General features: G+C 48.9%; 26 protein-coding genes. 15 read left to right on the top strand and 11 right to left on the bottom strand.

The genetic code is table 11. The features are described 5' to 3' along the window. Window positions 1–43: 43 nt before the first annotated feature. The 13 genes from AF_RS08370 to AF_RS08310 all read left to right on the top strand — a co-directional run bounded on the left by AF_RS08370 (window position 44) and on the right by AF_RS08310 (window position 12,684). Window positions 44–2,302 (top strand): vitamin B12-dependent ribonucleotide reductase, encoded by a 2,259-nt coding sequence (locus AF_RS08370; protein WP_010879160.1) that lies wholly within the window; start codon window positions 44–46, stop codon window positions 2,300–2,302. 139 nt (window positions 2,303–2,441) lie between these two features. Next, window positions 2,442–2,723: a winged helix-turn-helix domain-containing protein gene (locus AF_RS08365; protein WP_048064719.1), complete on the top strand. Its 282-nt coding sequence runs from the start codon at window positions 2,442–2,444 to the stop codon at window positions 2,721–2,723. A gap of 121 nt (window positions 2,724–2,844) precedes the next feature. Continuing rightward, window positions 2,845–3,057: a helix-turn-helix domain-containing protein gene (locus AF_RS08360; protein WP_048064438.1), complete on the top strand. Its 213-nt coding sequence runs from the start codon at window positions 2,845–2,847 to the stop codon at window positions 3,055–3,057. 133 nt (window positions 3,058–3,190) lie between these two features. Then, window positions 3,191–3,943, top strand: a complete 753-nt coding sequence (locus AF_RS08355) for a TasA family protein (protein WP_010879157.1) — start codon at window positions 3,191–3,193, stop codon at window positions 3,941–3,943. Window positions 3,944–3,970: 27 nt separating this feature from the next. Continuing rightward, window positions 3,971–4,570 carry a TasA family protein gene (locus tag AF_RS08350; RefSeq protein WP_048096033.1) on the top strand — a complete coding sequence of 200 codons (600 nt, stop codon included), beginning with the start codon at window positions 3,971–3,973 and terminating at the stop codon, window positions 4,568–4,570. Between the two features lie 10 nt (window positions 4,571–4,580). After that, window positions 4,581–5,333, top strand: coding sequence for a TasA family protein (locus AF_RS08345; protein WP_010879155.1), 753 nt, complete (start codon window positions 4,581–4,583; stop codon window positions 5,331–5,333). Then, window positions 5,333–6,265: a TasA family protein gene (locus AF_RS08340; RefSeq protein ID WP_010879154.1), complete on the top strand. Its 933-nt coding sequence runs from the start codon at window positions 5,333–5,335 to the stop codon at window positions 6,263–6,265. Before AF_RS08345 ends, AF_RS08340 begins: the two co-directional genes overlap by 1 nt. Beyond that, on the top strand, window positions 6,262–6,717 hold the full coding sequence (locus AF_RS08335) for a signal peptidase I (protein WP_010879153.1): 456 nt from the start codon (window positions 6,262–6,264) through the stop codon (window positions 6,715–6,717). The genes AF_RS08340 and AF_RS08335 overlap by 4 nt, the downstream gene beginning before the upstream one ends. Beyond that, window positions 6,714–7,148, top strand: a complete 435-nt coding sequence (locus AF_RS08330) for a hypothetical protein (protein ID WP_010879152.1) — start codon at window positions 6,714–6,716, stop codon at window positions 7,146–7,148. The genes AF_RS08335 and AF_RS08330 overlap by 4 nt, the downstream gene beginning before the upstream one ends. Before the next feature lies 1 nt (window position 7,149). Beyond that, on the top strand, window positions 7,150–8,022 hold the full coding sequence (locus AF_RS12435) for a signal peptidase I (protein WP_010879151.1): 873 nt from the start codon (window positions 7,150–7,152) through the stop codon (window positions 8,020–8,022). A 9-nt stretch (window positions 8,023–8,031) separates the two neighbouring features. After that, window positions 8,032–9,021, top strand: coding sequence for a DUF5305 family protein (locus tag AF_RS08320; protein ID WP_010879150.1), 990 nt, complete (start codon window positions 8,032–8,034; stop codon window positions 9,019–9,021). 151 nt (window positions 9,022–9,172) lie between these two features. Continuing rightward, the gene (locus tag AF_RS08315; protein ID WP_010879149.1) at window positions 9,173–9,985 is read left to right on the top strand and encodes a S8 family peptidase; all 813 of its coding nucleotides are present in this window, start codon (window positions 9,173–9,175) and stop codon (window positions 9,983–9,985) included. Further along, the gene (locus AF_RS08310; protein WP_010879148.1) at window positions 9,952–12,684 is read left to right on the top strand and encodes a S8 family serine peptidase; all 2,733 of its coding nucleotides are present in this window, start codon (window positions 9,952–9,954) and stop codon (window positions 12,682–12,684) included. Before AF_RS08315 ends, AF_RS08310 begins: the two co-directional genes overlap by 34 nt. Here the strand turns inward: AF_RS08310 and AF_RS08305 are convergent. From AF_RS08305 to AF_RS08265, 9 genes are read right to left on the bottom strand one after another with little or no spacing between them, the layout of a single operon-like run. Then, window positions 12,681–13,040, bottom strand: coding sequence for a molybdopterin dinucleotide binding domain-containing protein (locus AF_RS08305; protein ID WP_048064435.1), 360 nt, complete (start codon window positions 13,038–13,040; stop codon window positions 12,681–12,683). The two genes, AF_RS08310 and AF_RS08305, sit on opposite strands and share 4 nt — an antisense overlap. Continuing rightward, window positions 13,040–14,233, bottom strand: coding sequence for a formylmethanofuran dehydrogenase subunit B (locus AF_RS08300; RefSeq protein WP_231487475.1), 1,194 nt, complete (start codon window positions 14,231–14,233; stop codon window positions 13,040–13,042). Before AF_RS08300 ends, AF_RS08305 begins: the two co-directional genes overlap by 1 nt. Before the next feature lie 2 nt (window positions 14,234–14,235). Then, window positions 14,236–14,706, bottom strand: a complete 471-nt coding sequence (locus tag AF_RS08295) for a (Fe-S)-binding protein (protein WP_010879145.1) — start codon at window positions 14,704–14,706, stop codon at window positions 14,236–14,238. Between the two features lie 49 nt (window positions 14,707–14,755). Continuing rightward, entirely contained in the window at window positions 14,756–15,667 is a 912-nt protein-coding gene (locus AF_RS08290; protein WP_010879144.1) for a UbiA prenyltransferase family protein, read from the bottom strand. A 16-nt stretch (window positions 15,668–15,683) separates the two neighbouring features. Continuing rightward, window positions 15,684–16,457 (bottom strand): carbon-nitrogen hydrolase family protein, encoded by a 774-nt coding sequence (locus AF_RS08285; protein WP_048064434.1) that lies wholly within the window; start codon window positions 16,455–16,457, stop codon window positions 15,684–15,686. Further along, window positions 16,457–17,242, bottom strand: a complete 786-nt coding sequence (locus AF_RS08280) for a pantoate kinase (protein WP_010879142.1) — start codon at window positions 17,240–17,242, stop codon at window positions 16,457–16,459. Before AF_RS08280 ends, AF_RS08285 begins: the two co-directional genes overlap by 1 nt. Then, window positions 17,239–18,453 carry a bifunctional phosphopantothenoylcysteine decarboxylase/phosphopantothenate--cysteine ligase CoaBC gene (coaBC, locus tag AF_RS08275; protein ID WP_010879141.1) on the bottom strand — a complete coding sequence of 405 codons (1,215 nt, stop codon included), beginning with the start codon at window positions 18,451–18,453 and terminating at the stop codon, window positions 17,239–17,241. The genes AF_RS08280 and coaBC overlap by 4 nt, the downstream gene beginning before the upstream one ends. Continuing rightward, window positions 18,401–19,717 carry a 4Fe-4S binding protein gene (locus tag AF_RS08270; RefSeq protein ID WP_010879140.1) on the bottom strand — a complete coding sequence of 439 codons (1,317 nt, stop codon included), beginning with the start codon at window positions 19,715–19,717 and terminating at the stop codon, window positions 18,401–18,403. Before AF_RS08270 ends, coaBC begins: the two co-directional genes overlap by 53 nt. A gap of 35 nt (window positions 19,718–19,752) precedes the next feature. Continuing rightward, window positions 19,753–21,033 (bottom strand): UbiD family decarboxylase, encoded by a 1,281-nt coding sequence (locus AF_RS08265; protein WP_010879139.1) that lies wholly within the window; start codon window positions 21,031–21,033, stop codon window positions 19,753–19,755. A gap of 50 nt (window positions 21,034–21,083) precedes the next feature. On the opposite strand from AF_RS08265, the gene hisS reads away from it, so the two are divergent. Both hisS and AF_RS08255 read left to right on the top strand, forming a co-directional pair. Continuing rightward, window positions 21,084–22,313: a histidine--tRNA ligase gene (hisS, locus tag AF_RS08260; RefSeq protein WP_010879138.1), complete on the top strand. Its 1,230-nt coding sequence runs from the start codon at window positions 21,084–21,086 to the stop codon at window positions 22,311–22,313. Between the two features lie 31 nt (window positions 22,314–22,344). After that, window positions 22,345–23,109: an enoyl-CoA hydratase-related protein gene (locus tag AF_RS08255; protein WP_010879137.1), complete on the top strand. Its 765-nt coding sequence runs from the start codon at window positions 22,345–22,347 to the stop codon at window positions 23,107–23,109. A gap of 34 nt (window positions 23,110–23,143) precedes the next feature. Here the strand turns inward: AF_RS08255 and AF_RS08250 are convergent, their stop codons facing one another. Beyond that, window positions 23,144–23,656, bottom strand: coding sequence for a rubrerythrin family protein (locus AF_RS08250; RefSeq protein WP_048064432.1), 513 nt, complete (start codon window positions 23,654–23,656; stop codon window positions 23,144–23,146). Window positions 23,657–23,687: 31 nt separating this feature from the next. Beyond that, window positions 23,688–24,659, bottom strand: a complete 972-nt coding sequence (locus AF_RS08245; protein WP_010879135.1) for a sensor histidine kinase — start codon at window positions 24,657–24,659, stop codon at window positions 23,688–23,690. Window positions 24,660–24,680: the final 21 nt, after the last annotated feature.

The raw sequence follows: 24,680 nt of genomic DNA, 5'->3' as shown, positions 1-24,680 counted from the left end.
AGGGCAGGCAAAATTGTTTTATCTTTCTTATCTACCATAACTGATGAAGCTCAATCGTACTGCTGAAACTGTGCTCAGAAAGAGGTATCTTCTCAAGGATGATGAAGGTAACGTAATTGAGACTCCAGAAGAGATGTGCTGGAGGGTTGCCAGGGCAATTGCAAAGGCTGAGGAGAATTACGGAAACAATGCTGAAGAGTGGGCTGAAAAGTTCTTCAAGCTCCTCTGGGAGCAGAAGTTCATGCCCAACTCCCCAACGCTGATGAATGCGGGGACGGAGCTGAATCAGCTTTCTGCATGCTTCGTCATCCCCGTTGAGGACTCCATTGACGGCATTTTCAAGGCCCTCTGGGATATGGCGAAGGTTCAAAAGAGCGGGGGAGGGACGGGATTCAGCTTTTCAAGGCTGAGACCGAAGGGAGATATAGTAAAATCCACAATGGGCGTTGCAAGCGGACCGGTAAGCTTCATGAAAATATTTGATGCTGCGACGGAGCAGATAAAGCAGGGAGGGAGGAGAAGAGGGGCAAACATGGGCGTTCTGAACGTCCACCACCCGGACATTGAGGAATTCATAAAGGCGAAATGGGAGGAGGGGGTGCTGAGAAACTTCAACATCAGCGTTGCCGCAACCGACGCCTTCATGGAAGCTTTGAAGAAAGATGATGATTACGACCTCATCAACCCCAGAACGGGGGAGGTTGTAAGGAGAGTTCCCGCCAGAAAGATATTCAATTTGATTGTGGAGGGAGCATGGCGCAACGGAGAGCCGGGAATGATTTTCATCGACACCATAAACCGCTTCAACCCCACTCCGCACGTGGGACAGATTGAAGCAACAAACCCCTGCGGAGAGCAACCGCTCCTGCCCTACGAATCCTGCAACCTTGGCAGCATAAACCTCGCAAAGTTCGTTAAAGATGGGGAAATCGACTGGGATGGGCTCAGGGAGGTTGTCTGGATTGCCGTGAGGTTTTTGGATGACGTTATCGATGTCAACAGCTACCCCATTCCCGAAATCGAGCAGATGACCAAAGCCAACCGCAAAATAGGTCTCGGAGTTATGGGCTGGGCTGACATGCTCTTTCTGCTCAACATCCCCTACGACAGCGATGAAGCCATCCAGCTTGCTGAGAAGGTGATGAAGTTCATTCAGGAGGAAAGTCACAGGGCTTCGCAGCAGCTGGCGGAGGAGAGGGGTGTTTTCCCCAACTGGAAGGGCAGCGTGTGGGAGAAGAAGGGAATAAAGATGAGGAACGCAACGACAACAACAATCGCACCAACGGGAACGATAAGCATTATCGCTGGCTGTTCAAGCGGAATAGAGCCGATTTTCGCTTTAGCATACAAGAGAACGAACATTCTTGACGGAGAAGAGTTCTTCGAGATAAATGAGATATTCGAGGAAGTTTTAAGGAGAAGAGGGCTGTACACAGATGAGCTGATTGAGAAAGTTGCCGAAAAAGGCAGCATTCAGGAAATAGAGGAGATTCCCGAGGACATAAGGAGGGTCTTCAAGTGCGCTCTCGACATCTCTCCAGAGTGGCATGTGAGAATGCAGGCGGCCTTCCAGAAGTACACGGACAATGCGGTCAGCAAAACCATAAATATGCCGAACTCTGCTACGCGGAAAGACGTTGAGAAGGCTTTCCTGCTGGCATACGAGCTTGGATGTAAGGGCATAACCGTTTACAGAGATGGCAGCAGAGAGGAGCAGGTTCTCAGAATAAAGAAGGCTGAGGAGGAGAAGAAGGAGGCGAAGCCGAGACCCCCTGCCAAGTACATCGAGCCGAGGCCGAGGCCGAGGATAACCACCGGCAGAACGATTGAGACCAGAACAGGCTGCGGTTCCCTGTATGTGACCATCAACGAGGACGAGTACGGGATTGCCGAAGTCTTCGTGCAGCTTGGAAAAAGCGGAGGCTGCGCTGCGTCGCAGACAGAGGCAATGGGGAGGCTGCTTTCAGTCGCGCTTAGGAGTTGGATTGACCCTGAGGTGCTGATAAGGCAGCTCAAGAACATACGCTGTCCCTCGCCAGGATTCGACAACGGAGAGGTCATAACATCCTGCGCGGATGGAGTGGCAAAGGTTCTCGAAAAGCACCTAAAGGGAGAGTACAAGAAAATAAAGTTCGAAGTTGAGGGAATCAAGCCCCTCACGGCCTTCACCGGCGAGGCTGAGGAGAGAGAGGAGCCGAGGACGAAGCAGATTGGCGGAGTGTGTCCTGAATGCGGGAATGTTCTTGAGTACGGGGAGGGTTGCGCAACCTGCAGGTTCTGCGGGTTTACGAGGTGCGGTTGAGGGCTTATAAAAATAATTTTTATACAATTAATTTAAGGCTCTCATCATTATGGTAGTTACAATTCAACAAAATCTATAAATATCATTAAAAACATAAACATAACATTCCACATCTGCAAAGGCTCGTAGGGTGGCAGAAATGAGAAGGTCCAAAATCGAAATCATGGCTGAAATTCTTCAGACGTGCTCCGGAAATGGAGTTAACATTACCAAAATTGTTTACAGAGTGAATTTGAACTCTAAGGTTGCTCAGGATTACATTAACTGCCTTTTGAAGGAAGGATTTATTGAGCCAGTTACTGATGGTAAAAGAACGAAGTACAGAACAACTGAAAAGGGAAGGGAATTCATACAAAAATTCAGCGAAATTGAGGAAGACCTTCAGGCTTTGAAAAATGCCGTTGAAAACTCAATTTTTTGACAATATTTTTTGGTCTTTGCGATAAGCCCAAATACGAAAAATGATTTCGTAAGACAGTTACTTAATGCAAATCCATAATTATACTTCAAAATTCATATTAAATCTTAGGAAAATTAGTATTATGAAAGTTCCAGAACTTATCGATGAGATTCTGCTCATTCTGAATGAGGAGGAGATGACCGAAAGGGAATTGGCCGAAAAACTGAGGGTTGAGAGGGCGATGCTGAGAAAAGTGCTGGAGTTTCTGATGGAGATGGATTTCGTCGAAAGAGCAAACCTGAAGCTGAAGCTCAGCGAAAGTGGGCGGAGGTTGGTTAGGCTTGATGTGTATTAGTGTTACCTAAAATGAATACACAGCTTCTTTCCCGATTTTCAATCCGAATTTGCAATACTTATTTTTGATTCATAATTATATTTCAATAAGCATATTAAAAATGAAGACGTTTTTCATCTTGAGGTGATTGGAAGTGAAAAAGGTTTGGTACAGCCTCCTTGTAGTGGGGCTGATTGGAATTGGGCTTGGAGCGGGAACCCTTGCCTACTTCAGCGACACCGAAATGGCGCCGGGAACCTTCACGGCTGGCAGCCTCGACCTGAAAGTGGACCTGAACAGCACATACTGGAAGTGGGATGGTCAGGTTTACCACCACAACTTTAGCGAGAAAGACCTTAATGCATCTGTGGACTACTTCTGGCAGCTCGACGATGTGAAGCCGGGAGATAGCGGAGAGATGACAGTTAGCCTGCACCTCTACAACAACCCAGGCTATCTGTGGTTTGCCGTTGATGTTACGGAAGACGATGACAATGGCCTTACGGAGCCAGAGCAGGAAGCAGGAGATACCACAGATGGAGCTTGGTATGGAGAGCTTGATGAGTACATCCACGTGATGATCTGGAGGGATGACGACTGCGACAACAAGTATGACTTCTACGATGGTTGTCCTTTCGGCTGTAGGGATACGTTTGTTGATGGAAACGGAGATGGCAGCGAACAGCTGCTGTGGAGCGGATACCTGAAAGATATCTCCGATGCGAACTTCAACCTCAGCCAGTATCTACCGGGAGGATACATGGAAGCATGCCAGACATACTGCTTCGGCATCTACTGGGAGTGGACACCTACCGATACTGACAACATGGCCCAGTCTGATAGCTGGGGAGCAACCCTGAAGTTTGCCGTTACGCAGCTCAACGACGACAGCAACCCCTTCGAGTGACTCCTCTAATTTTTTCAGGTGAGTGAAATGAGAAAACTGCTGCTCAGCATCCTTTCCATCGGATTCATGATGGCAGTGATTGCTACTGGCACCCTCACCTACTTCTACGACGTTGAGGTGAGCGACAACAACACCATCACTGCGGGCACCATTGATATCTCAGTTGACGGCGAGAATCCATGGACTACATCTGTGATTGTTACGGATGACGCAAAGCCGAGCTTGAACTTCTGCGTTTACAAGCTCGTCTGCAACAATGGAACAAATCCGGCCGTCGTTTACACGAGAATAGACAACATCACCGAGTCGAACAATGAAGTTACCGAGCCGGAGCTTGAAGCTGACCCAAGTGGGCTGATAAACGACCTTTCGAACGTGACGTGGTTTGACTTGGCCTACAACAAAGGTGAAGGCTGGAACGTTCTTGTTAAGGAAGGAGTTTTGACAGTGAGGGACGTTGAGGGAACTTGGTACGAGCTGACAACACTTCAGCCAGACGAGTGCGTGAATGTGCTGTTCAGCTTCCACATGAAAAGCGATGCAGGAAACGAGTATCAGGGCGACCAGATGCAGTTTGACATCGTCTTCAAGGCCTTCCAGGTTAATGATGACGGTGCCCCATACTGAGGTGTGAAAAATGAAGACCGCTGCAGCCTTTGTGTTTATCGCTGCCATAGCGATGGCAACCCTCAGCACCTACGCCTACTTTGCTGATGTGGAAGAGACGGGAGAGAACTACTTTGAAGCGGGAACGATGGACATAGGCCTTACCAATGATATTCCGGGGCACGTTGCACTCGACATCTATGACTGGAAGCCGGGCGAGCCCGGAGAGGACGGGAAGCTGAGAATATGGAACTGGGGGGAGAACAAAGGAGACCATCTTGAGATAAACTTCAGCTTTGAGTACTACGAGGATGACAACGGCAATGCAACAGATGGATTTGTTGCGGGGCCAGAGAGTGATTCGGACGTCAGCCAGTCTCCCATAATTGGCGTCCCTTACGCCACCGGACATCTTGGAGCTAACGGAATGGGGGCCTACATCAAACTACATCATCTGCACTTCAAGTGGTACACCAATAACGCTCTGGTCAGGGACGACAAGATTATAGACAACTATCAGCCAACAGCCACCGGACTTGCTGCACCTTACAACCTCGTTGACGCAAACTCCAACGGCTACATGGATTTGGAGGATTTGGCGATGACAGGCTTTGACAACATACCTCCGCCAGAAATAGACAACGACGGTTGGTACAACGGAACCGACAGCTACCTCGAATTGGCCATGTACATCGACTTTTCAACTGACGCAGGCAACAAGTATCAGGGCGACATAACTTTCTTCGACATCATCGTGAAGCTTGAGCAGGTGGCGAGCGAATAATGAGAAATTACCTTATATTTTTTTCAATTTCTTTAATTTTATTTGCCGGAAGCACTCTGGCCTACTTTTCAGATGCTGAATCTTCCCCATCAACCTACACAACAGGCTACATTGACCTCAAAGTTTGGCAAAACGGATGGGTTGACAACCCGGGTAAGCTCATCGACATCGAGGCGAAGCCCTGCGAATACAAAGAGAAGATAATAAGGATTAAGAACGCCGGAAACAATCCGGCTGTTGTTGACCTTAAAATCTTCAACGTGAGGGACTTTGGAGGAGTGTTTACAGAGGAAGAGGCGAGATTCGACTATCTTAATGAAATAAACAACATCTCCTATCAGACCTTCACTGGCATATGGGTGGAGTGCGAGAGCTTTTCCCAGTTGATTGTGGAGAACGACAACAAAACGCTGAGGGAACTTGAGGATTTAAAATTCTACACCTCACCCATTGCTCCGGGGGAGGTTTGCGACGTCCACTTCACCTTCCACATCAACAGCAGTGCTGAGAATGAGTATCAGGGAGATTTGGCAAAGTTTGACCTTGAGCTGTCCCTTGAGCAGGTTGATGGCAATGGAGGTGAGGAGGAGACCTGCTGGGCGATAGGCGGAGATTTCCATGAGTTTGGACAGGGATGGGGTGGTTACTTCACATACACCGGTGGAGGGCTGCAGGTTCCCATTTACGCAGGTCGGCACATTCACGTGGGCTCCCTGACAGTCGAGGATGCTGGCGGGAAAATAAGGGTGAAATACAGCGTAAATGGTGGATGGATGCTGACTGAAACCCACCTCTACGTCGGAGACTGTCCACCTCCCAAGTCCGCTCCGGGAAAATTCCCCTACAAACACGAGGGGCTAAATTCTAACTTTGATGAGTACGTGGTTGACTACGGCAACTGCATCGCCGCCCACGGAGTTGTTGTGAGATGAGGCCGAAACTTTATCTTCTATCAGCCATTCTTCTGACAATTCTGGCCCTCTACCTTAGTGGAGTGAGGGTTCTGAACACCTACGGCACTTCCATGCTCCCCGAACTGGAGACGGGAGACCTGATTTTAATTTTCCCCAAAAATCCTTCCGATGTGGAAGTAGGGGATATCGTAACCTACAAGAAAACCATTGATGGAAAAACATACCTCATCACGCACAGAGTGGTTGAGAAAACGTCCGAGGCGATAATCACGAAAGGTGACAACCTGCCGAGAGAGGATGAGCCCGTAAGCTATGACAGCGTTGTTGGGGTTTATGTGGCAAAAATCCCGAAGCTTGGATTGCTTGGCAGTGTTGTTAGAACTCTGCCGGGTTATCTGCTCTTAATCCTCATCCCGGGAATAGCTTTATTAATTATTGAGATAAAGAGTATAGTTGGTGAGTTGAAATGAGAAAAATTCTGCTCTTCGCAACCGTAATAGGATTCCTTATAATGGTCTCAGGAACTCTTAGCTACTTCTACGACGTAGAGTCTCAGAGAAGCACATTCAAAAGCGGGCACTGGGCCTCTGAAATCTACCCCACCGTGAGCTTTGTAAAAAAGGAGAGCCCTGTAAAAATAGATTTCTACGGTAAGCCCAATGAGGAGTACAGCTACGATGTAATTTTCAGAATAGTTGATGCTCCCGGAATACCAAAGCTGAGCTGGGATGGGGATGATTTTGTTCAGTTTTCTTTGAGGAAGAACGTGAATGACTGGGAGGTCGGAATGCACCTTTCTCCACAAACAAACGGAACCTATGTCGGAGAACTCACCATCTCATATCCCTCTTACCCATATAAGGTCGTTGAAATTCCCGTGACAATAACTCTGGAGGAGTAGAATGAATATTAGTGGTTTGATAACTGCTCTATTTGTTGTTTTCATCCTCTTTTCCGCCTATGAGGTTTATAGCGATGATGTGCGCATCCTCGTCGTTCTGAGCAGCAGCATGGAGCCGCTCATGCATCCGGGAGACCTTATTGTTGTTAAAAGAAGCTCGGACGTTTCTCTGGGGGATGTTGTGGCATTCAAGGACCCTTCGGGGAAGAAGTCCGTTTTGATAACCCACAGAGTTGTGGAAATAGGGGATGGCTACTTTAAGACGAAGGGCGATGCTGTTGAGGATGTTGACCCCTTTGATGTGCACGAAAAAGACGTTTACGGCAAATTTCTATTCGGAATACCTTACATTGGCTACCTCTTCCACGAATTCAAGAACCGGAATATTATGATGTACCTGCTGTTCATTCTCATCCCCGCATCTGTTTTGATGGCTTCAGAGTTCAGGAATCTCACAATGGAGGAAAAGATACTGAAAAGGAGGGAAAGAATCAAGTTAATGCATGAGAGAAGAAACAAAAAAGCTCTAAAAACACACTATTTGGTTGTAACCTTCGCTGCAGCGCTGATTATTTCCTTCGCCGCTTTCAATCCCACGCTTGAGGTCGTTGATGGGGGTGTAATCAACAAAGGCTTCCTCACTGTTTATCTTTTCCACTCCGAGCCCCCTTACTACTCCGTTCTCAACCCGGGCGAGTCTGCAAGCTACAGCTTCAACACCGCCATCAACGGTGCAATGCCTTTAATCCTCCTCTATCCCCTCTACAGGCTGGGCATCCTCTGGCTCACACCCCTCGTTACCTCAGCAATTGCAACGCTGCTGCTCAAACCAGTTTACTACAAACCTCGAAAGAAACATATAGGAGGAGGGTGAAAAAATAACATGAATAATTTTAAACTAATCGTGAGAAAATGGTATATCCCGGTTCTGATAATCTCGCTCATCACGCTGGTTGCATCAGCCTACGCACTTTACTGGGCCACAATCCCCGAGACAAAGGAAACTCAAATTAGTATCAGGCACTACTCCGCACTCGCATACTTCAGCGGTGGGGCAGAGGTCAAGAAGGACAACCCGATATGGGCTAATGGGTCCTTCGTCACCCTCCCGGTGTACTCCTACTCCCTCACCCCCGAATATTCAGGAGAATTTTACTTCACAACAGCTCCAAGAGGGGATATAACCATCGAAACTGAAGCAAAAATCGTTTACTTCTACGAGGTTAGCGACGCTCCCGTCTGGGAGAAGGTATACTACGCTGCATCCAACACATCCAGAGGAGAAATCAAAACGAACTTCAAAATAAATGTCACAGACCTAAAGTCAAAAATTAACGAAGCTCAGAACTCCTTTGGTGTTTATCTTGGAAAAACAGGGGCCAGAATCGATGTCAGCGTGCATTACTACGGAAAGATTACGGGCAAAGACGTTGACGAAACATTAAGCTTTAAGATACCAATAGACGTGCAGAGCACCTACTACTCCTTCTCAACGCTTAACGAGACAAGAGATTTTGAAATGCCTTCCACCAGAGTCGTTGAAGTTCAAAAACCGCTGCATATGAAGGTAATTCCGGCAGCATTATGCACAGTTTCTATAATCTTCGCCGGCCTGTCGGTAGTTTACAGAACTAAATACAGCGATGTTTCCTCCCTTGAAAGGGAAATAGAAAGAGTTTCTTGGGAAAAGAAGCTGAAAGAAGTTTCCTTTGCCAGAATGCCTGAAACAAATCTGGAAATGGTTGAGGTGGAGAGGTTTGAGGACATTTCAAAGGCCGCTGAAGAGACGTTCGAGCATCTGTTCTATGACAGAGAGAAGGGTGTGTTTTTCTTCATACATGGCGGTGTGCTCTACTACTGCAGAGAAAAATGAGTAGCAATTTCGAAATTTTATCTTGAGTTTGGATAAATTTTTTTAATGTTGTTAATATTTTTTAACTAATTCTTAAATTTGTTATTCTAATTTTTTCGGTATTTACTATTTTGTGAGAAAAATTTATTTACGGAAGGTTTGACCGATTTTCATGATGAGTATAAGGACAATAATAATAATGAGCTTGGTGATAATAGTGAGTCTCCAAACGGCAGCAGGAGTTCCAGTGATTATAAAGGTTGCGGACGGATATCTGGATGACGTTGCTGCCACAATGCACGGAGCAAAGAAAATAGAGCTGTTCAGCGTCATTGCGGCTGATTTGAGTGAAGATGAAATCAAAAAGCTGTCGGAGAATCCCTATGTTGAAGGAGTCTATCCCGACGTCGACGTAAAGGCCGTTGACGAAATACAGATGCTATCCATGCCTGATCTCTTCTCCACCACAGCAACGTCTGTCAGTGAAGCAGACGTGTGGAACCTTGACTTCATAAACGTCTCGGGAGTATGGAAAATGGGCTACAAGGGTAGCGGGGTTAAGGTTGCCGTCATAGACACCGGCGTTGCGAGGCACCCGGATTTTGCTGATAGAATCGTAGCCTTTGCTGACTTCGTCAACGGGCAAACTGAGCCCTACGACGATAACGGACACGGAACTCACGTTGCAGGAACAATCGCTGGAGAGATAACAGGAGTCGCTCCGGAAGCGGAAATCATGGCAGCAAAGGTTCTCGACAGCAGGGGGAGCGGGAAGCTCTCAACCGTTCTCATGGGGATACAGTGGGCCTATGAAAATGGTGCGGACGTGATAAGCATGAGTCTTGGAGCATTGCCCGGATTGGGGGGAGCTACGGAAAAGTTCTCAACTCAGGAGAGAGCTACGAAATTAATCTTCCGGTTTATTCGAGCCTCGGAGAAGTTTACGATGACATGGACAACTTCGTGCCGAGTTACATTAAGCTGAGGGTTAATCCCGACACGGTGAACTACGTCTGGGCTGCGCCGCCTTACGGTGGAACAAGGACCCTTGAAATGGACGTTGACAGGCCCTTCACGCTTAAGTTCGACATTATAGGGTATGTGAGAGGGAGCTTTGTTGTTAAGCTTGAGGCGAACGGGGAAACCAAGGAGCTGCTCTCTCTGTCTTCTGCAACCTACAACAGCTGGAAGAGCATACAGTTAAGCTCCAGCACTGCGGGAAGGCTAATTTTTGAGTCGTACGGTGACAACTATGTCTGGATAGACAACATAGCAATACCCGAAATCGGCTTTTACGATGACGTTGAGACCGGCAACGCTGGCTGGACTGCAAATGGCTGGTTCATCGTAATGCACACGTTGTCCAAAGAAATTCCCGAAAGCTTCGAATTCCAGCTCATCTCACCGTCAGGGACTGCAGTAAAGCCTCAGTGCACCGTCACAAGTTCTTACTTCGACTGCCAGTATTCACCATCGACTGTCCTCGAAAAGGGCAACTGGACCATCAGGCTCACAAATTCGGGAGACAGAAAGGTTGAGGCAGACGTTACAGCCTACGTGGTTTACCCGTCCAACGGACACGACATACTGAGCGAGGCTGTGAACGACATTGTGAGAAGGGGAGTTGTGGCGGTAATCGCTGCAGGGAACTCGGGAGAGCTTGGGGAAAGGAGCATAGCCTCTCCCGGCTCGGCAGAGAACGCAATAACTGTTGGAGCTGTGGACAAAGCCGGCAAAGTTGCTTACTTCAGCAGCCGCGGGCCTGTTGGCTACAATCCAGAGTACATTAAGCCCGACGTCGTCGCTCCGGGTGTGGCGGTTGTTTCAACGTGGAAGGATGGGGGCTACGCTTCCCTTTCAGGCACGTCAATGGCAACACCGCATGTTTCGGGAATAGCTGCGCTACTGCTTCAGGCAAATACCGATTTTACGCCAGAAGACGTTAAGAGGGCAATTGAAGAATCAGCAACGGACATTGAGATTGCTGGGAAGGACGTTAAGTCGGGCAGCGGTATCGTTGACGCTTACAGGGCCTTTGCAGCAGCTATGAACATGCAGGTTTCAAAGAATCAGCCACCAGTGGTTCTCTTCGAAATTACTCCCGAAAAGCCGGTGGCAGGAGAGCCGGTATTCTTCAAATCCCTATCCTACGACCCGGATGGTAAAGTTGTCTGGGTTAAGTGGGAGTTCGGCGATGGAACTTCGTGGGTAGCTCCGGGAATCAACCACGTTTACGAGAAGAGTGGGGAGTATCAGGTCAAAATCACCGCATGCGACGACAAGGGGTTAAAGAACTCAACAACCACAATCCTGAGAGTTTATGAGCCTATGGTTACCGTTGAGGGCTACGTTCTCAACTCCCTCGGAAAGCCTGTTGATGCGGTTGTTGAAGCGGGCTCAGAAATGACAAAGACGGATGATGACGGTTATTTCACGTTGATGGTTGAAAAGGGTGCTGTTGTAACAGTTTCTGCCGAGGGCTATGCTGAGCACACCTTCATAGCGGATGGCGACATGACCGTCAATATAACACTCAGGGACATCAACACACCCGTCATTGAGCTTCCGGCCCTTCCAGAGTACATAAACTACACAGAGCTAAGCTTAGCTGTCAGCGCCTATGATGCGGAAACTGCGGTGGATGAGGTGATTTACCTGCTGGATGGTGTTGAAACAGCCCCGGAGCTCACCCTCACGGAAGGAAAACATGAGGTCAAAGTTGTCGCCATCGACCATGACGGAAACAAGGCTGAAGAAACCGTTCTGATTACAGTTGATATCACCAAGCCTGAAATAACTGTAGTTGAGGAGGGGTGGAGCGATAATGGCTACAAGGTCGTTCTCAGAACCTCGGAAGAAGTTGAGCTGAGAGTAGATGAAGGTGACTGCAGTGTAAGTGGAGACGGAATTAGCTGGGATGTTGTGGTCAAATCAACCCATGCAAAGCTCACCGCTATTGACAAGGCCGGAAATGCTAACAGCATTGAAATAAACCTACCTGAAATTCAGATAGAGCTGCTTGAGCCGAGTGGCGTAACAAACAAGGCAGAATTCAAATTTGTGCTGCCCGTTGAAGCTGCCTTTACGCTCTACGTTGACGGCAACGCCGTGTATGAGGGCTATGGTTCAGGGGAAATTACTGTAAACGCAAACATTGCTGACGGAGACCACACGTGGTGGGTTGAAGCTTTGAATGCGGCAAGTGAAAGGCTAACCTTTACTCTCGATACAAAGCCACCTGAAGTTCTCAGTGTAGAAAAGAATAGCGACACGCTCATCGTAAAACCGTCGGAAGAGTTGAAGTGGGCCAGGGCCAACGGTATTGAGATGCAGAGAGAAGGAGACGTCTGGAAGTGCAGCATCGCAGATTCAACCATTAAGATAACCATGGAAGACCTTGCGGGCAATGTTGGAAGCTACACCTACGAAGAGAAAGCGGTTGTTGCCGACTTCACCTACACGCCAGAAGAGCCAAAGGCAGGTCAAAGAATTACTTTCAAGGCCTACGTTGAAGGAATAAACTATAAACAGATCATCTGGGTGTTCAGCAACGGCCGAATGAGGATGGGGGCAACAACAACAATGTCCTTCGGCTCACCGGGGGAGTACACGGTGAAAATGGCCGTGATTGACTATAGCTACAAGGTTGTAAAAGTGGTTGTGAAAAATATTGTTGTTTCTTAACCTTTTATTTTTTCGAGAATCTCCTCAAACGATGTCGGCTCCCCCTCAGCCACCTCAATATTGGCCTTGAACCTCTTGAAACCATCAAAGCCTGTCAGGTAGCTCGCGAAGATGCCGTTGGGCATTATCCCACCATTCTCGGGAGCGTTTTCTGATAGCTTTGCTCTAAGCTTCACAGTTCTGCCGTTAGCCTCAACCTCAACCACATCCCCCTCCTTCACACCGCTCCTCTTGGCGAATTCAGGATGGAGGAATATGACGGGCTCAGCTTTGCTCTTCGTCTCGTCCATCACCAGAGCGTGCCTTGCCACGACGATGTCTGCCTCAACTTTCAGAAACTTGGAAAAGCGCATCATCACAATCCCTCCTTAATCCTCTGAAGGATGTAAACGTCGTTAACCTCTTTCTCTTCCAGAGGCTCAAGCATCACCCTCACACCGTCGCTCCTGACCATCGTTCCCCCTGCCTCTATGCCAGATATTGCTGAAGGAATGACCACATCCGCTATTCTGGCAGTAAAGCTCATCCTCGGGTCGATAACTATGGTTTTCACCTTGCCGAGCTTGGATGACACGTCGAAGGGGAGTGAGTAAACTGGATCCGTTCCCACTATTAGGGCAGCGTCAATCTTCTCGTTCTTCAGAAGCTCCGTGAAGGCAAACTCCTCTCCGCTCTTACCATCTCTGAAGCTGTATTTGTTCACATAGCCAACCTTCTCGAAGAGGGTTTCGTTGAAGCCCCTCATGTTGCCGTGGAAGCCTGCGGGAATGAAGTAAACCTTGGCCACCTCATTCAGCTTTTTAACCATCTCCTTGAACATGTTCAAGTCTTTAAGGCCGTATTTAAGACCCAGACCACCGAAAATTACGTTGAAATCTGCCTTCTTCATCTCCGTGATTATCGCACCAGCCTCCTTGGCGTATTTCGCTGCTTTCCCATCAACAACCTTCATGAAGGAGTCCACAAGCTCAGCGTCGCTTTCAACCTGAATGAACTTCGCGTTCTTCTTAGCAAGCTTTGCAGTCTCGCTTTTCCTCACATCAACAACAACTAAGTAGCGGTCCTCATCGTAACCCCTCGGCCTCCTCTTTCCCCTCGGATAGTAGGTGTACTTGGACATGTGCCTCGAAAGGCTGTGGTAGGGGTTTGTTCCCCAGTAAACCAGAACGTATGCGTTGTCCCTCACCTCATCAAGCGTTGTTGTCGGAATTTCCCCTTTAAGCACAGCCTCAACAAGCTCCCCAAGGCAGAAGGAGGAGTTGTCGTCGATGTAGCCGTTGAGCTTCTCCGCAACCTCTATCGCCAGACTCTGAGCCTCAACAACTGTCGTATCGAGGCCGTAAATTGCGGGATTCTTCGCATCCTTGAGAATTTCAATGGCCTTCTCTATGGCTGTGTCAACATCCACCTCCTTTCCATCAACCCTCGCTACAGCCCTGTTCTCGTTGTACTTCGCAAAAATCTCCTCACCTCTCCTGCAGGCGTTGAAGACCTTTCCGTCCTTGATGTAGATATCATCACACAGACAGGAACAACCTGGGCAGATCATAATCATCCCTCCAGAAATCTTATCGCATCGCTCGGACAGTTCTCCCTGCAAACCACACAGAGGACGCGGTTTTTGCCGTATCTCCTGCAGGCCTGCATGTTCACAACCTTAACAACACCATTCTCCACTCTAAGAATCGGGTCCTCAATGGTAGGGCCGTTGCCAATGGCAGCACCCTTGGGGTCTTTCTCAACGTGAACGGGGCAGACAACAACGCAGTTACCGCAACCTACGCAGAGGCTTTCATCCACTATAAGACCAGTCTCTGTTGCCTGCTCAAGCGGTTTAAGCATCTCCTCCAGCTTCTTTCTCTGCCTCTCATACTTCTTATCCTCGTAAAGCGGCTTACAATCTTCCAGCTTCTTTTCCCTGTTGAGGAGCTTAAAAGCGAAGCTCATGCATGTTGCCTCTCCGCATTTCTTGCAGTTTGTTTTCGGCAAAAGCTTGTAAATGTCCATTGGAGTGAGCGCCATGATAAATACTTGTGCAATTAAATTAAAATTCTTTTGCTGTTTCTACCTTTTAGCCCAACACCGAAATTACCGCAAAACCGTATGCGATGAATAGGGCAGATATTATGCCGAAAGGTGTCAGAATTAGGTTTGGCGAAACGTTCAGCTTCTCGCCATCCCACCTTGAGTTGATAATGAAGGTGTAAATCAGAGTGTAGGCGATTATGAGGGGTGATATTACTTTAATCTCAATTCTTTCAGCCATCAAAAAAACGTAGGCCCATAGAATGACGGTTATGGCTGAAAGCGGGTACAGGGACTTCAGAGCCCTCTCGGGGCCGAAGAAAACCGGGGTGTTTTTCAAGCCCGCCTTTTTGTCAAACTCGTAGTCCGAAACGGCGGTGGGGATGTAGAAGGTTGCCGCGAGGAAGAAGGCTGCAGGGTAAATTGCAATCGGCACCTCAGCCCCGCCAATGCTCAGCCCAGCGTAGAAGGCGAGAACGGCTGCGAGGGCGTTGCAGATAACATCCATTACAGGCCAAGCTTTGAACCGTGGAGGGGCAGAATAGACATAGCCAATTATGTTTGCCCCGAGCATTGCGAGGAAGAACTTCTCGTTGATTGCTGCGGCGGTTGCGAGGGATAGGGCGAGGAAAGCAATGCAGTAAAGCCACGCCTCCCTCACAGAGATCTCTCCGGTAACGAGCGGCTGCATGGAGAGGTTCAAATCCTTCACCCTGCCGTCGTGCAGCCTGTCAACATCTCTGTCGTATAAAGCATTTATCGTGAAGCTGAAGGCCATCCAGAAGGCAAAGGAGAGCAGGCCAAGAACAGCGTGCTGAAGGCTTGCGTTTGGAGTTATCCCGAATCCAAATCCCACGGCGTAAGGAAGCAGGAAGCAGAGCCACGCAACGGGGCGGAGGAGTCGAAGATACTTGGACGGAACATCAATTTGGTTGATGTTAGCAAGACTGCTGTCCATGAAACTTGAAAGATGATTATGATTTAAAATTTTTGTTCAGCAACTCTTCGTATGCCCTGACATTTCTGTCAACGAGGGAGTAGTTTATCGTCTTGTACTCCCTTATCCTTTTCAAATCAACATCAGCAATCACAACTTCCTCAGCATTCTCATCCCTGAACCTCGCCAGAATGCCGTCGAAGCTGGCGATGAGGCTTCTTCCCACCGCTTCACTGCCAGTGAAGGTTGTGCCAACCCCCCCAGCCTTGACTATTGCGTAGGCGTTGTCGAAGGAGCGGGTGAAGTAAAGGCAGTACCTGTACTCCTCACCCGGCAGCTCGGATTTTCTGAAGGAAACAACGGGATTAAGGACGATTTCAGCCCCCTTAAGGGCGGCAACCCTGCATATTTCTGGATACAGAATATCGGCACAAACTAAAGTGCTTATCATGGCCCCCCTGACCTCAAAAACCTGAAGCTTTGTCCCGCACTGAATTCCAAGCTCCCTCTCAACTCTCGTTGGATGAATCTTGTCCTGAACTCCGATAAGCTCTCCGCTGTCAAAAAGGAATGACCTGTTCCTGTATCCGTTTTCGTCAACCACAGCGTTTCCCGAGACAACAACACCATGCTCAGAGCTTATTCGCTTTAAAAAAGAGAGAGTTTCATCCAGTACCTCTGGAGCGAGTCTTGAATACGAGAAGTACTCCGGGAAGAGCAGGAGCTCAGCCCCACCTTCAACCGCAGCCATCGCCAGCCTTTCAGCACTTCCAAAATCTCCAATCCTGCACTGAATCGCTGCCAGCTTCATCACAACCTCCTCACGCCGCAGCAGTCCAGTCTGGCTTTGAAAGGCTCCCCAAATTCTTTCAGCGCTTCAAACCCATTTACCGCAAAAACAGTTTTGCCGAGCATTACCATAGCTGCTTTACCACCAGCGCTCTCAACAGCCTCCACCGCATCGCCAACAAGCTCCAGCAGCCCCGTTTCTCTTGCAAAGCCATTGGAGCAGTGGAAGAGGTTCTCAAGAGTGGGCTTTTTGAGAAACTCCTTCGTCCAGCGCTTTCCCGCCTCACCGATTCTCCTCCGCTTTAGCTCGTCCCCAATCACATCCTTTGTTGAAATCTCCCCCATGACGACAAAATCAAACTCGGCATTCCAGAAAAACCTCTCAAGTTCTGCTCTTGAGGGGCAGGCTGCGCTCTTTCTCACCACCACCCCACCAAAGGTTTGGGTGACAACATCACCAAGGCCCGTAAAGTTTTCCACCTCTGCAACATGGGCAATGTCGGCAGCCTCAATGTAGCCCAAATTACCCAGAACAGCAGTGGCGAGGGCTGCAGCACCACTCATCCCAAAACCGCAGCCGAAGGGGAGGGAAGCCTTTATCTCCACACCCTCCAGCCCCACCTTTTCAAGAACGTCGTCGAGAGTTGGAAAGTTCCACTCCTCCCCATTTATCGTTGTCTTTCTGGATGGGGAGGCTTGCAAGCCCCTTTCAATGGTAAATCCCACTCCGATGCTTCCCGAGTTTTTCGGATTGCTGTCAACATGAGGTGAAAAAATGCAGGTTATGCTTGCAGGTGCAAAAATCATAGGCAATCTTCAAGGTAAGCCTCAACAATTCTCTCTGCAACGTGCTGCTTAAGCCCCTCAACCCACTCCTGCCTTTTCGGAGTTAAAATGAGCACTCTAGTGTCTTCCGTCCCCATCCCCCTCTCAAGAACGTCGTTCGCAACAACCATGTTCAGGTTGTCGTCGGCCATCTTCTCTGATGCCACCTTCAAGAGCTCATCATCACTCATGCCCGTTTCGGCCTTGAAGCCGATGATGTGCCCGCTGTAAATCTTCCTTACTTCCTTAATGATTTTCGGAGACTCCTTCAGCTTTAAAACCAGCTCAGGAGCTGTCTTGATCTTCTTCGCTTCCGCGTCAACGATGAAGTCTGCCGCAGCGGCGGAGGATACAAACAGGTCGCATCCCTTTCCGATTTCGTAAAGAACCGCCTTCATCATGTCCTCTACCGACCACACCCTTATCTCCTTGTAATTCGGCAGGCTCATGCCGGAGGGCTTTGAGGTTACGTGTACAACATCCGCCCCTCTCCTCCAGAATTCAAGGGCTATCTCAAGCCCCATTCTGCCCGAGCTTTTGTTGCTGATGAACCTTATCGGGTCGATCTGCTCGTAAGTTGGACCGGAAGTTACAACAACCCTCTTCCCCTTCATTTCCTTCGGATAAAGCTCCCTCTCCACGTGCAGACAGATCGTTTCAGTGCTTGGGAACTTTGCCTTCCCCTCCTCTATCCTTGGCTGGACGAACTCGATGCCCATGTCAATTAGCCTCTGAATGTTCTCCAGAACTGCCTTGTTTCTCATCATGGCCTCGTGCATCGCAGGGACGATTATTATCGGCTTCCCTGAGCCCAAAGCTGTTGTTGCGAAGGTCGTGACGGGTGTGTCGTCAATTCCCTGAGCAATCTTGGAGATGGTGTTGGCCGTGCAGGGTGCAATCAGAAACAGGTCCGCATCCCCGTACTCCCCGAGGAGGTTGACGTGCTCTATGCTCCCCGTTATCTCCGTGACCACTCTCTTCCCCGTGGCAAACTCGAGAGCGTAGGGATGAATAATTTTCCTTGCAGCCCTGCTCATCACCGCTGTAACGTCAGCCCCTCTCCTAACAAGCTCCCTTGCAAGCTTAACCGTCTCAACTGCCGCAATGCTGCCCGTAACACCGAGTACTATCTTTTTCCTCTCAAGCTTTCTGCTTCTCCTCCCCCTTATCCTCTCCAAGTGCACGCTTAACACCTCTCACAAACACCTCTGAATCCCCGCTCTCCAGAGCCCTTCTATACCTCGCCTTTTTTAAGACATTCTCCAAAACTCCGATTCTCTCCTGGAGTGCCTTCAGCCTTAACTCATCAACTGGCTGAACAACAAGCTCCTCCTCCTCAACCTCAAGCTCCTCCTCCTCTATGAAGAACTTGAACGGCTCCTCGACTCTACTCTTCTCCACAATTCTCTCAACAGCCTCCTCCCAAGCTTCTCTCCAGGGAGCGTCTGTTGCAACCTCCTTGGTGAAGTAGCTCTTTCTTGTGACCTTTATCAGGTCATACGGGCAGGCATTCTCGCACGCACCGCAGTAAATGCAGAACTTCTCGTTGAAGTGCACCCTTCCCTTATCCTTCGAAACGTACCAAACCCTGTTGTGCTTGCAGATTATTATGCAGGCTGCACATCCTACTGGATCGCAGCGAGCCATTCTCGCCTCAAAAAGCTCGAGCTTCCCTTCCATCGGCTTTATGGTTTTCGCAGCATCGTATGGGCAAACCTCCTCGCAGTAGGAGCAGTGAGAGCATAGCTCCTGATCAATGGTTATCTCGGCAATTTTTTCGGGAAGCTGGAAGGATATTCTCTTCCCCTCAACCTTTATGGCCTCCTCAGGGCAAACCTCTTCACAGAGCTTGCAGTAGTCGCAGGCAGTTTCGTCAATCAGAATGTCTGAGTAGGGCATCACATCCTCAGGGTGCGGCTCCTTCTCAACCATCTTGAAAACTTCGCAGAATTCTGCACATATTCCGCACAAATTGCACTTATCCCTGTCAATCTCAACCTTCCCCTCAATCCCCTCGTTCTTCTCCTCAATCTGCTGGCGTGTAATCTTTACTTCCCTCTTAATGGCATTGGTGGGGCAGACCTTGTAGCAGAGTGTGCACTCTCTGCATGTCTCGTACTTGTAGGTGTACATCACGGGCGAGAGAGTTAGAGAAGATTTATCCACCCTCTCTCCATTGATGTAAAAATCAAGGGCGTTGAATGGGCAGAAGGAGTAGCAGATTCCGCAGTAGGCGCATTTGAGGTGGTCTATAATCACAGGGGGCATGTCGAGCCCTATCGCGATATCGTGAACGGGCCCAAGCTCGATTGCGTTGACAGGGCAGGCATAAACACAAATTCCACATCCATTACACCACTTGTAATCGTAATAGAGCTCTCTAAGCTCATCTTCTGCTTTCTGAAAATATCTGAACTTTCCATCCTCCAGCATTTCGAGGTCTCTTTCAACCTCCATTGGCACACCTTTATTCTTAGCCTTTTAACCCTTTGCTAAACAACTCTATCGAAGCCTTCCTTTCCCAGGGGCTTTGTGGCATCTATGCCCCACTTTGAGGTTGTTTTGTCGGCAGAGGGGTCGAGGCTGCTGCCCCTCGCTCCCTTCACCACCACCAGATCCCTATCCGGCTGAAATCTCGTTGCAATGGCGAACTCCATGTCCTCGTAGCTGAGAATGTCGATGTCGTCATCAACAACCACAACACCCTTCATGCTCGGATTCGCTGCGAGCGCAGCTATTATTGCATTTTTTCCGTCTCCTTCAGACTTCTTTTCAATCTGAACCACGCAGTGGAAGTAGTGGCAGCTTCCCGGAGTGGTTATGACGTTCTTAACCTTGCACACGTTGGAGACGAATCTGTAAATGACCGGCTCGTAAGGCACACCCATGAGCATCTGGTGCTCCTTTCCTGCGGGGGTTATTGAGTAGTAGATGTAATCCTCCTTTACGTACATCTCGTCGAAAACTATGACCGGCTCGTCTCTCACAATATCGTAGGTGCCCGTGATGTCAACAAAAGGCCCTTCCTTAGCTGTCTCAGCCGTGATTCTGCCAAAGAGGATTATCTCGGAGTCGGGAACGAGCATCTCACCTTTTCTGTAGAGAGTTAGTCTCCCCATTAAGCCTGCAGCATAGCTGAACTCCTTCCCTGAGGGAACTCTTGTGGCAGAGGCGAAGAGGAAGAGGGGGTGGGTGCCTATAACAACAGCCACCTCAAGCTCCTCTTCCCGCTCAACAGCCTCCCTCCACATAAGATAAGTGTGTCTCGGGGGTACAAGGCGGGCTGCAACTCTACTTTCATCAAGAAGGAGCATTCGGTGGATGCTGGCATTGTAAACGCCATTTCTCTGAGCTATAACGATTCCGGCCGTGATGTACCTCCCCCCATCGCGGGGGAAATACTTGATGACGGGAAGCTCCTGAAGGTTGACGTCAACCTTCTTCATCGCAAGAGATGAAAAGGGCTCAACGCGAATCTCAGCTTCTCTGTCCTCGATTTTGGACAGCTCTCTGGCGATGCTGTAAGCGTCAACACCCAGATACTTTCCAAGGGTTTCCCTCGACGAAACAAAATTCTTGGCAACCTTCTTCCCCTCAACGTTAAGAATTACGGGCTTATCAAGCAGATTTTTCGATTTGAGGAAAGATACTACCTCATCGTGTTTTATTTCCTCCTCAAGTTGAACCGGATTCGCAACGGAGATTGCATCGCGGAGGTTCATGCTGAATGTGCGCTTCAAACAAATAAAGTTTTTTTGAGTTTTTATGCCCACAAATTCGCTCAACTCTAAAACCTTTTAAACACCCTTGCCGAAGCTTGAGCGTGAAAATCGAACGACCCAGAGGCACGAGAGATTTTCTTCCTGACGAGATGGAGAGAAGGAGAGAAATAGAGAAGCGAATGAGAAAAATCGCCGAGAGCTTCGGATACAGGGAGGTTGCAACGCCAACTTTCGAGTACCTCGAGCTTTTCACGAGGAAGTCCGGGGAGGGGATTATTGAGGAGATGTACGTTTTCAAGGACAAATCTGGCAGAGACCTCGCTCTAAGGCCTGAGCTTACCGCTCCGGTAATGAGGATGTTTGTAAACGAGTGCAGCGTGATGCCAAAGCCCCTCCGCTTTTACTACTTCGCAAACTGCTTCCGCTACGAGAGGCCGCAGAAGGGAAGGTATCGAGAATTCTGGCAGTTCGGCGTTGAGCTGATTGGTTCTGAATCGTACCTCGCAGATGCTGAAGTCATAATCCTTGCAGATAAAATCCTGAAAGATGTGGGAGTGAATTTCAGCCTTGAAATAGGCCACGTCGGCATCATGAGGCACCTCCTGAAGCCCATCGGTGAGGATAGGGCTTCAAAGGTGATGAGGCTGATTGATAAGGGGGACAGGGAGGGGCTTGAAAGCTACCTTGCCGAAATCAGGGTCAATGAAGATTTGAGGGACAAAATCTTCAGCCTGCTTGAGCTAAAGGGAGACGAGTCGGTTATTGAAGAGGCCAAGGAGATTATTGACTACGACTTCGGGCATCTTGAGAGTCTTTCCGCACTTCTCAGAGATGTTGGCGTGGACTTCACGCTCAACCTCGGAATAGCGAGGGGGCTCGACTACTACACGGGCGTCGTATTTGAGTGCTACGCTGAAGGGCTCGGAGCGCAGAAGCAGGTTTGCGGTGGAGGGAGCTACGAGCTTTCCTCACTTTTCGGCGGGCCTGTAACTCCTTCGACGGGATTCGCTATAGGCTTTGACAGGGTTTGTGAGGCTTGCAGCGTTGAAGCGGGAGAAAAGAGTGTTGTTGCCGTCGTCTCCTTTAAGGGGCTGGAAAGCCAGGCCTTCAGGGTTGCAAGCATGCTGAGGGAAAGGGGCTTCACTGCTGTTGTCGATGTGATGGGGAGAAATCTGAAAAAGCAGATGAGCTTTGCCAGCGAAATGGGGGTAAAGTATGCGGTCATACTCGGCCCGGATGAGGTTAAGAGTGGGAGAGTTGCGATAAAGAACCTCGAAACGCAGGAGCAGGTTGTTGTGGCTGAGGAGGAGCTTTTCAGCATCCTTCAGTAAGTTTTTTAATTAATCATAACCTTATCCATTCATGAAAAATCTGAAGTACCAGGAAAGGGGGAAAGTCGGGATAATTTCACTAAACCGGCCCGAAACCAGAAACGCTCTGTCTCTCGAACTTCTTCAAGAGCTTGAAGACCTGATAAGGAAAATATCCGAGGAAAGGCTTGTGAGAGTCGTAGTAATTAGGGGAGAGGGAAGGGCTTTCTCCTCCGGGCACGACCTCAAAGAGATTCTCGACAGGCATCCGATAGAGGTTGAGAAACTCTTCAACCAGTGCTACAGGGCGATGCTCGCCATTAGAGATGCACCTCAGCCCTACATCGCCATGGTTCAGGGTGTTGCCACTGCCGCAGGCTGTCAACTCGTAGCAGCTTGCGATATGGCTGTAGCGGCAAAATCCGCCCTCTTTGCAACTCCCGGTGTAAAAATAGGCCTCTTCTGCTACACGCCAATAGCCTTCGTAAGCAGAGCGGTTGGACGGAAGAAAGCCTTTGAGATGGGCTTCACGGGGGAATTCATTACTGCTGATGAAGCTTTGCAGTTCGGGCTCGTAAACAGGGTTGTTGAGGATGAAAAGCTTGAGGAGGAAACCATGAAGCTTGCCGAAAGTGTTGCGAGATACAGCCTAAATGTCCTTGAATCGGGAAAGAGGTTCTTCTACAAGCAGCTATTTATGGAGGACTTTCAGGCATTGGCCTTTGCAACAGAGTCCATTTCACTGTACAGCTCCACGGAAGATGCTAAAGAGGGGATAAGGGCCTTCTTTGAGAAAAGGGAGCCGATGTGGGAATGAAAAGGAGTGGTAACGATAAAGCCAAAAAATAAAACTAAAATTCAACAAACATTTCCCTCTTTGTGCCGCAAACTGGGCAGAATTCAGGCGCCTCATCAACCGCCGTGAAACCGCAGACGGGGCAGATGAAGACCTTTTCAAGCTCCATGTCTTTTTCCTGACTCGCAAGCTCTTTAGCCTTCCTGTAAAGCTCCTCGTGGATTTTCTCTGCCGACAGGGCGTAATAGGTGGACTTTTCAGCTTCGCTCTCCCCCTGGAACTTTGCGGCGTTGTTGAAAACGGGATACATCTCCTCAACCTCGTAGCTCTCACCCTCAATCGCCTTCTGAAGATTGTCGACCGTGCTGCCGACATTGCCCAGAGCTCTGTAGTGATTCCTCGCGTGAACGAGCTCTGCAAAGGCAATAGCCCTGAAAAGCTTTGCAATTTTCGGATATCCTTCATTCTCCGCCACATCTGCGAAAATCATGTAGCGCATGTGTGCCTGGCTTTCTCCAGCAAAGGCATCCTCCAAAAACTTCCTCGTCATCTGCTTTTTCACAACCATGAACAACACAATGTTTAAAAGAATAAAAAATTTAGGTTCGATTTTCGAGTAAGGGGAAGGTCAGGACGAACCTCGCCCCCCTGTTCGAATTCTCAAGCCTGATTTCACCTCCAAAGCTCTCCACAAGCTTCTTTACGATAAAAAGCCCCATTCCCGTGCTTCCTGCCGTGGAAAACCCTTTCTCAAACACTCTGTCCACAACATTTATCGGAATTCCTGTCCCATCATCCCTGTATGCCACGTAAACCCGGTCTGACGCTTCAATCTTAACCTCTATTCTGCCTGCCCCTCCGTGCTTCACGGAGTTTCCTATTAGGTTCTCAAATACGCTGTAAATTCCGTCGTTTGCGAGAACCGAAGCGTTGCCCTCAACAATAACCTCAACATCGTATCCCTTCGCAGCCTCTTCGATGACATCCCTCAGATTAAAGGGCCTCAGACTCTCACTTGTTGAGGTTTCAAGCTCACGGATTTTCTTTATAAGCTCAACTCCTTTGGATACCGCCTCCTTTATCTTGTCCAGAAACTTCCTGTTGAACCCATCCTCCAGCAGTTCAGCGTAGGAGCTTATCGTGGTTAAAATGTTCAGAATGTCGTGCCTCAAAATGCTGTTGAGCAGCCTGACGTACTCGAGAAGGTCTTCGATCCTTTTCTGCATTTCAATCCTTTGGGTAACATCGGTGAATACAAACAAATAGTACCTCTTCCCCCCATCCTCAACAACCTTCCACCTTATCTCGTTCCACTGGTAACCGCCCTTTCTTACAACCCTTAGGAGGAGGGGGTATTCAACCTCATCTTCTTTTCCCGCTCTGATTTTTCCAAACGCTTCCATAGCCTTCGGTAGGTCTTCGGGATGCACGGTTTGCAGAGGATTTTTCACGGTTTCAGCTGTCAGGCCGGTCTTTTCAGCTATTCTGCTGTTAAGCAGTAAAACGTTGAAATTCTCATCCAGAATTGCTACCCCTGCCGGTAACTCTTCAAGGAATTTTTTCCAGTTCACGGTAAAAGTACTCAAAAAATT

It is taken from the genome of Archaeoglobus fulgidus DSM 4304 (assembly GCF_000008665.1).
Taxonomy (GTDB): Archaea; Halobacteriota; Archaeoglobi; order Archaeoglobales; family Archaeoglobaceae; genus Archaeoglobus; species Archaeoglobus fulgidus.
This window is presented reverse-complemented; position numbering and strand designations above follow the sequence as displayed.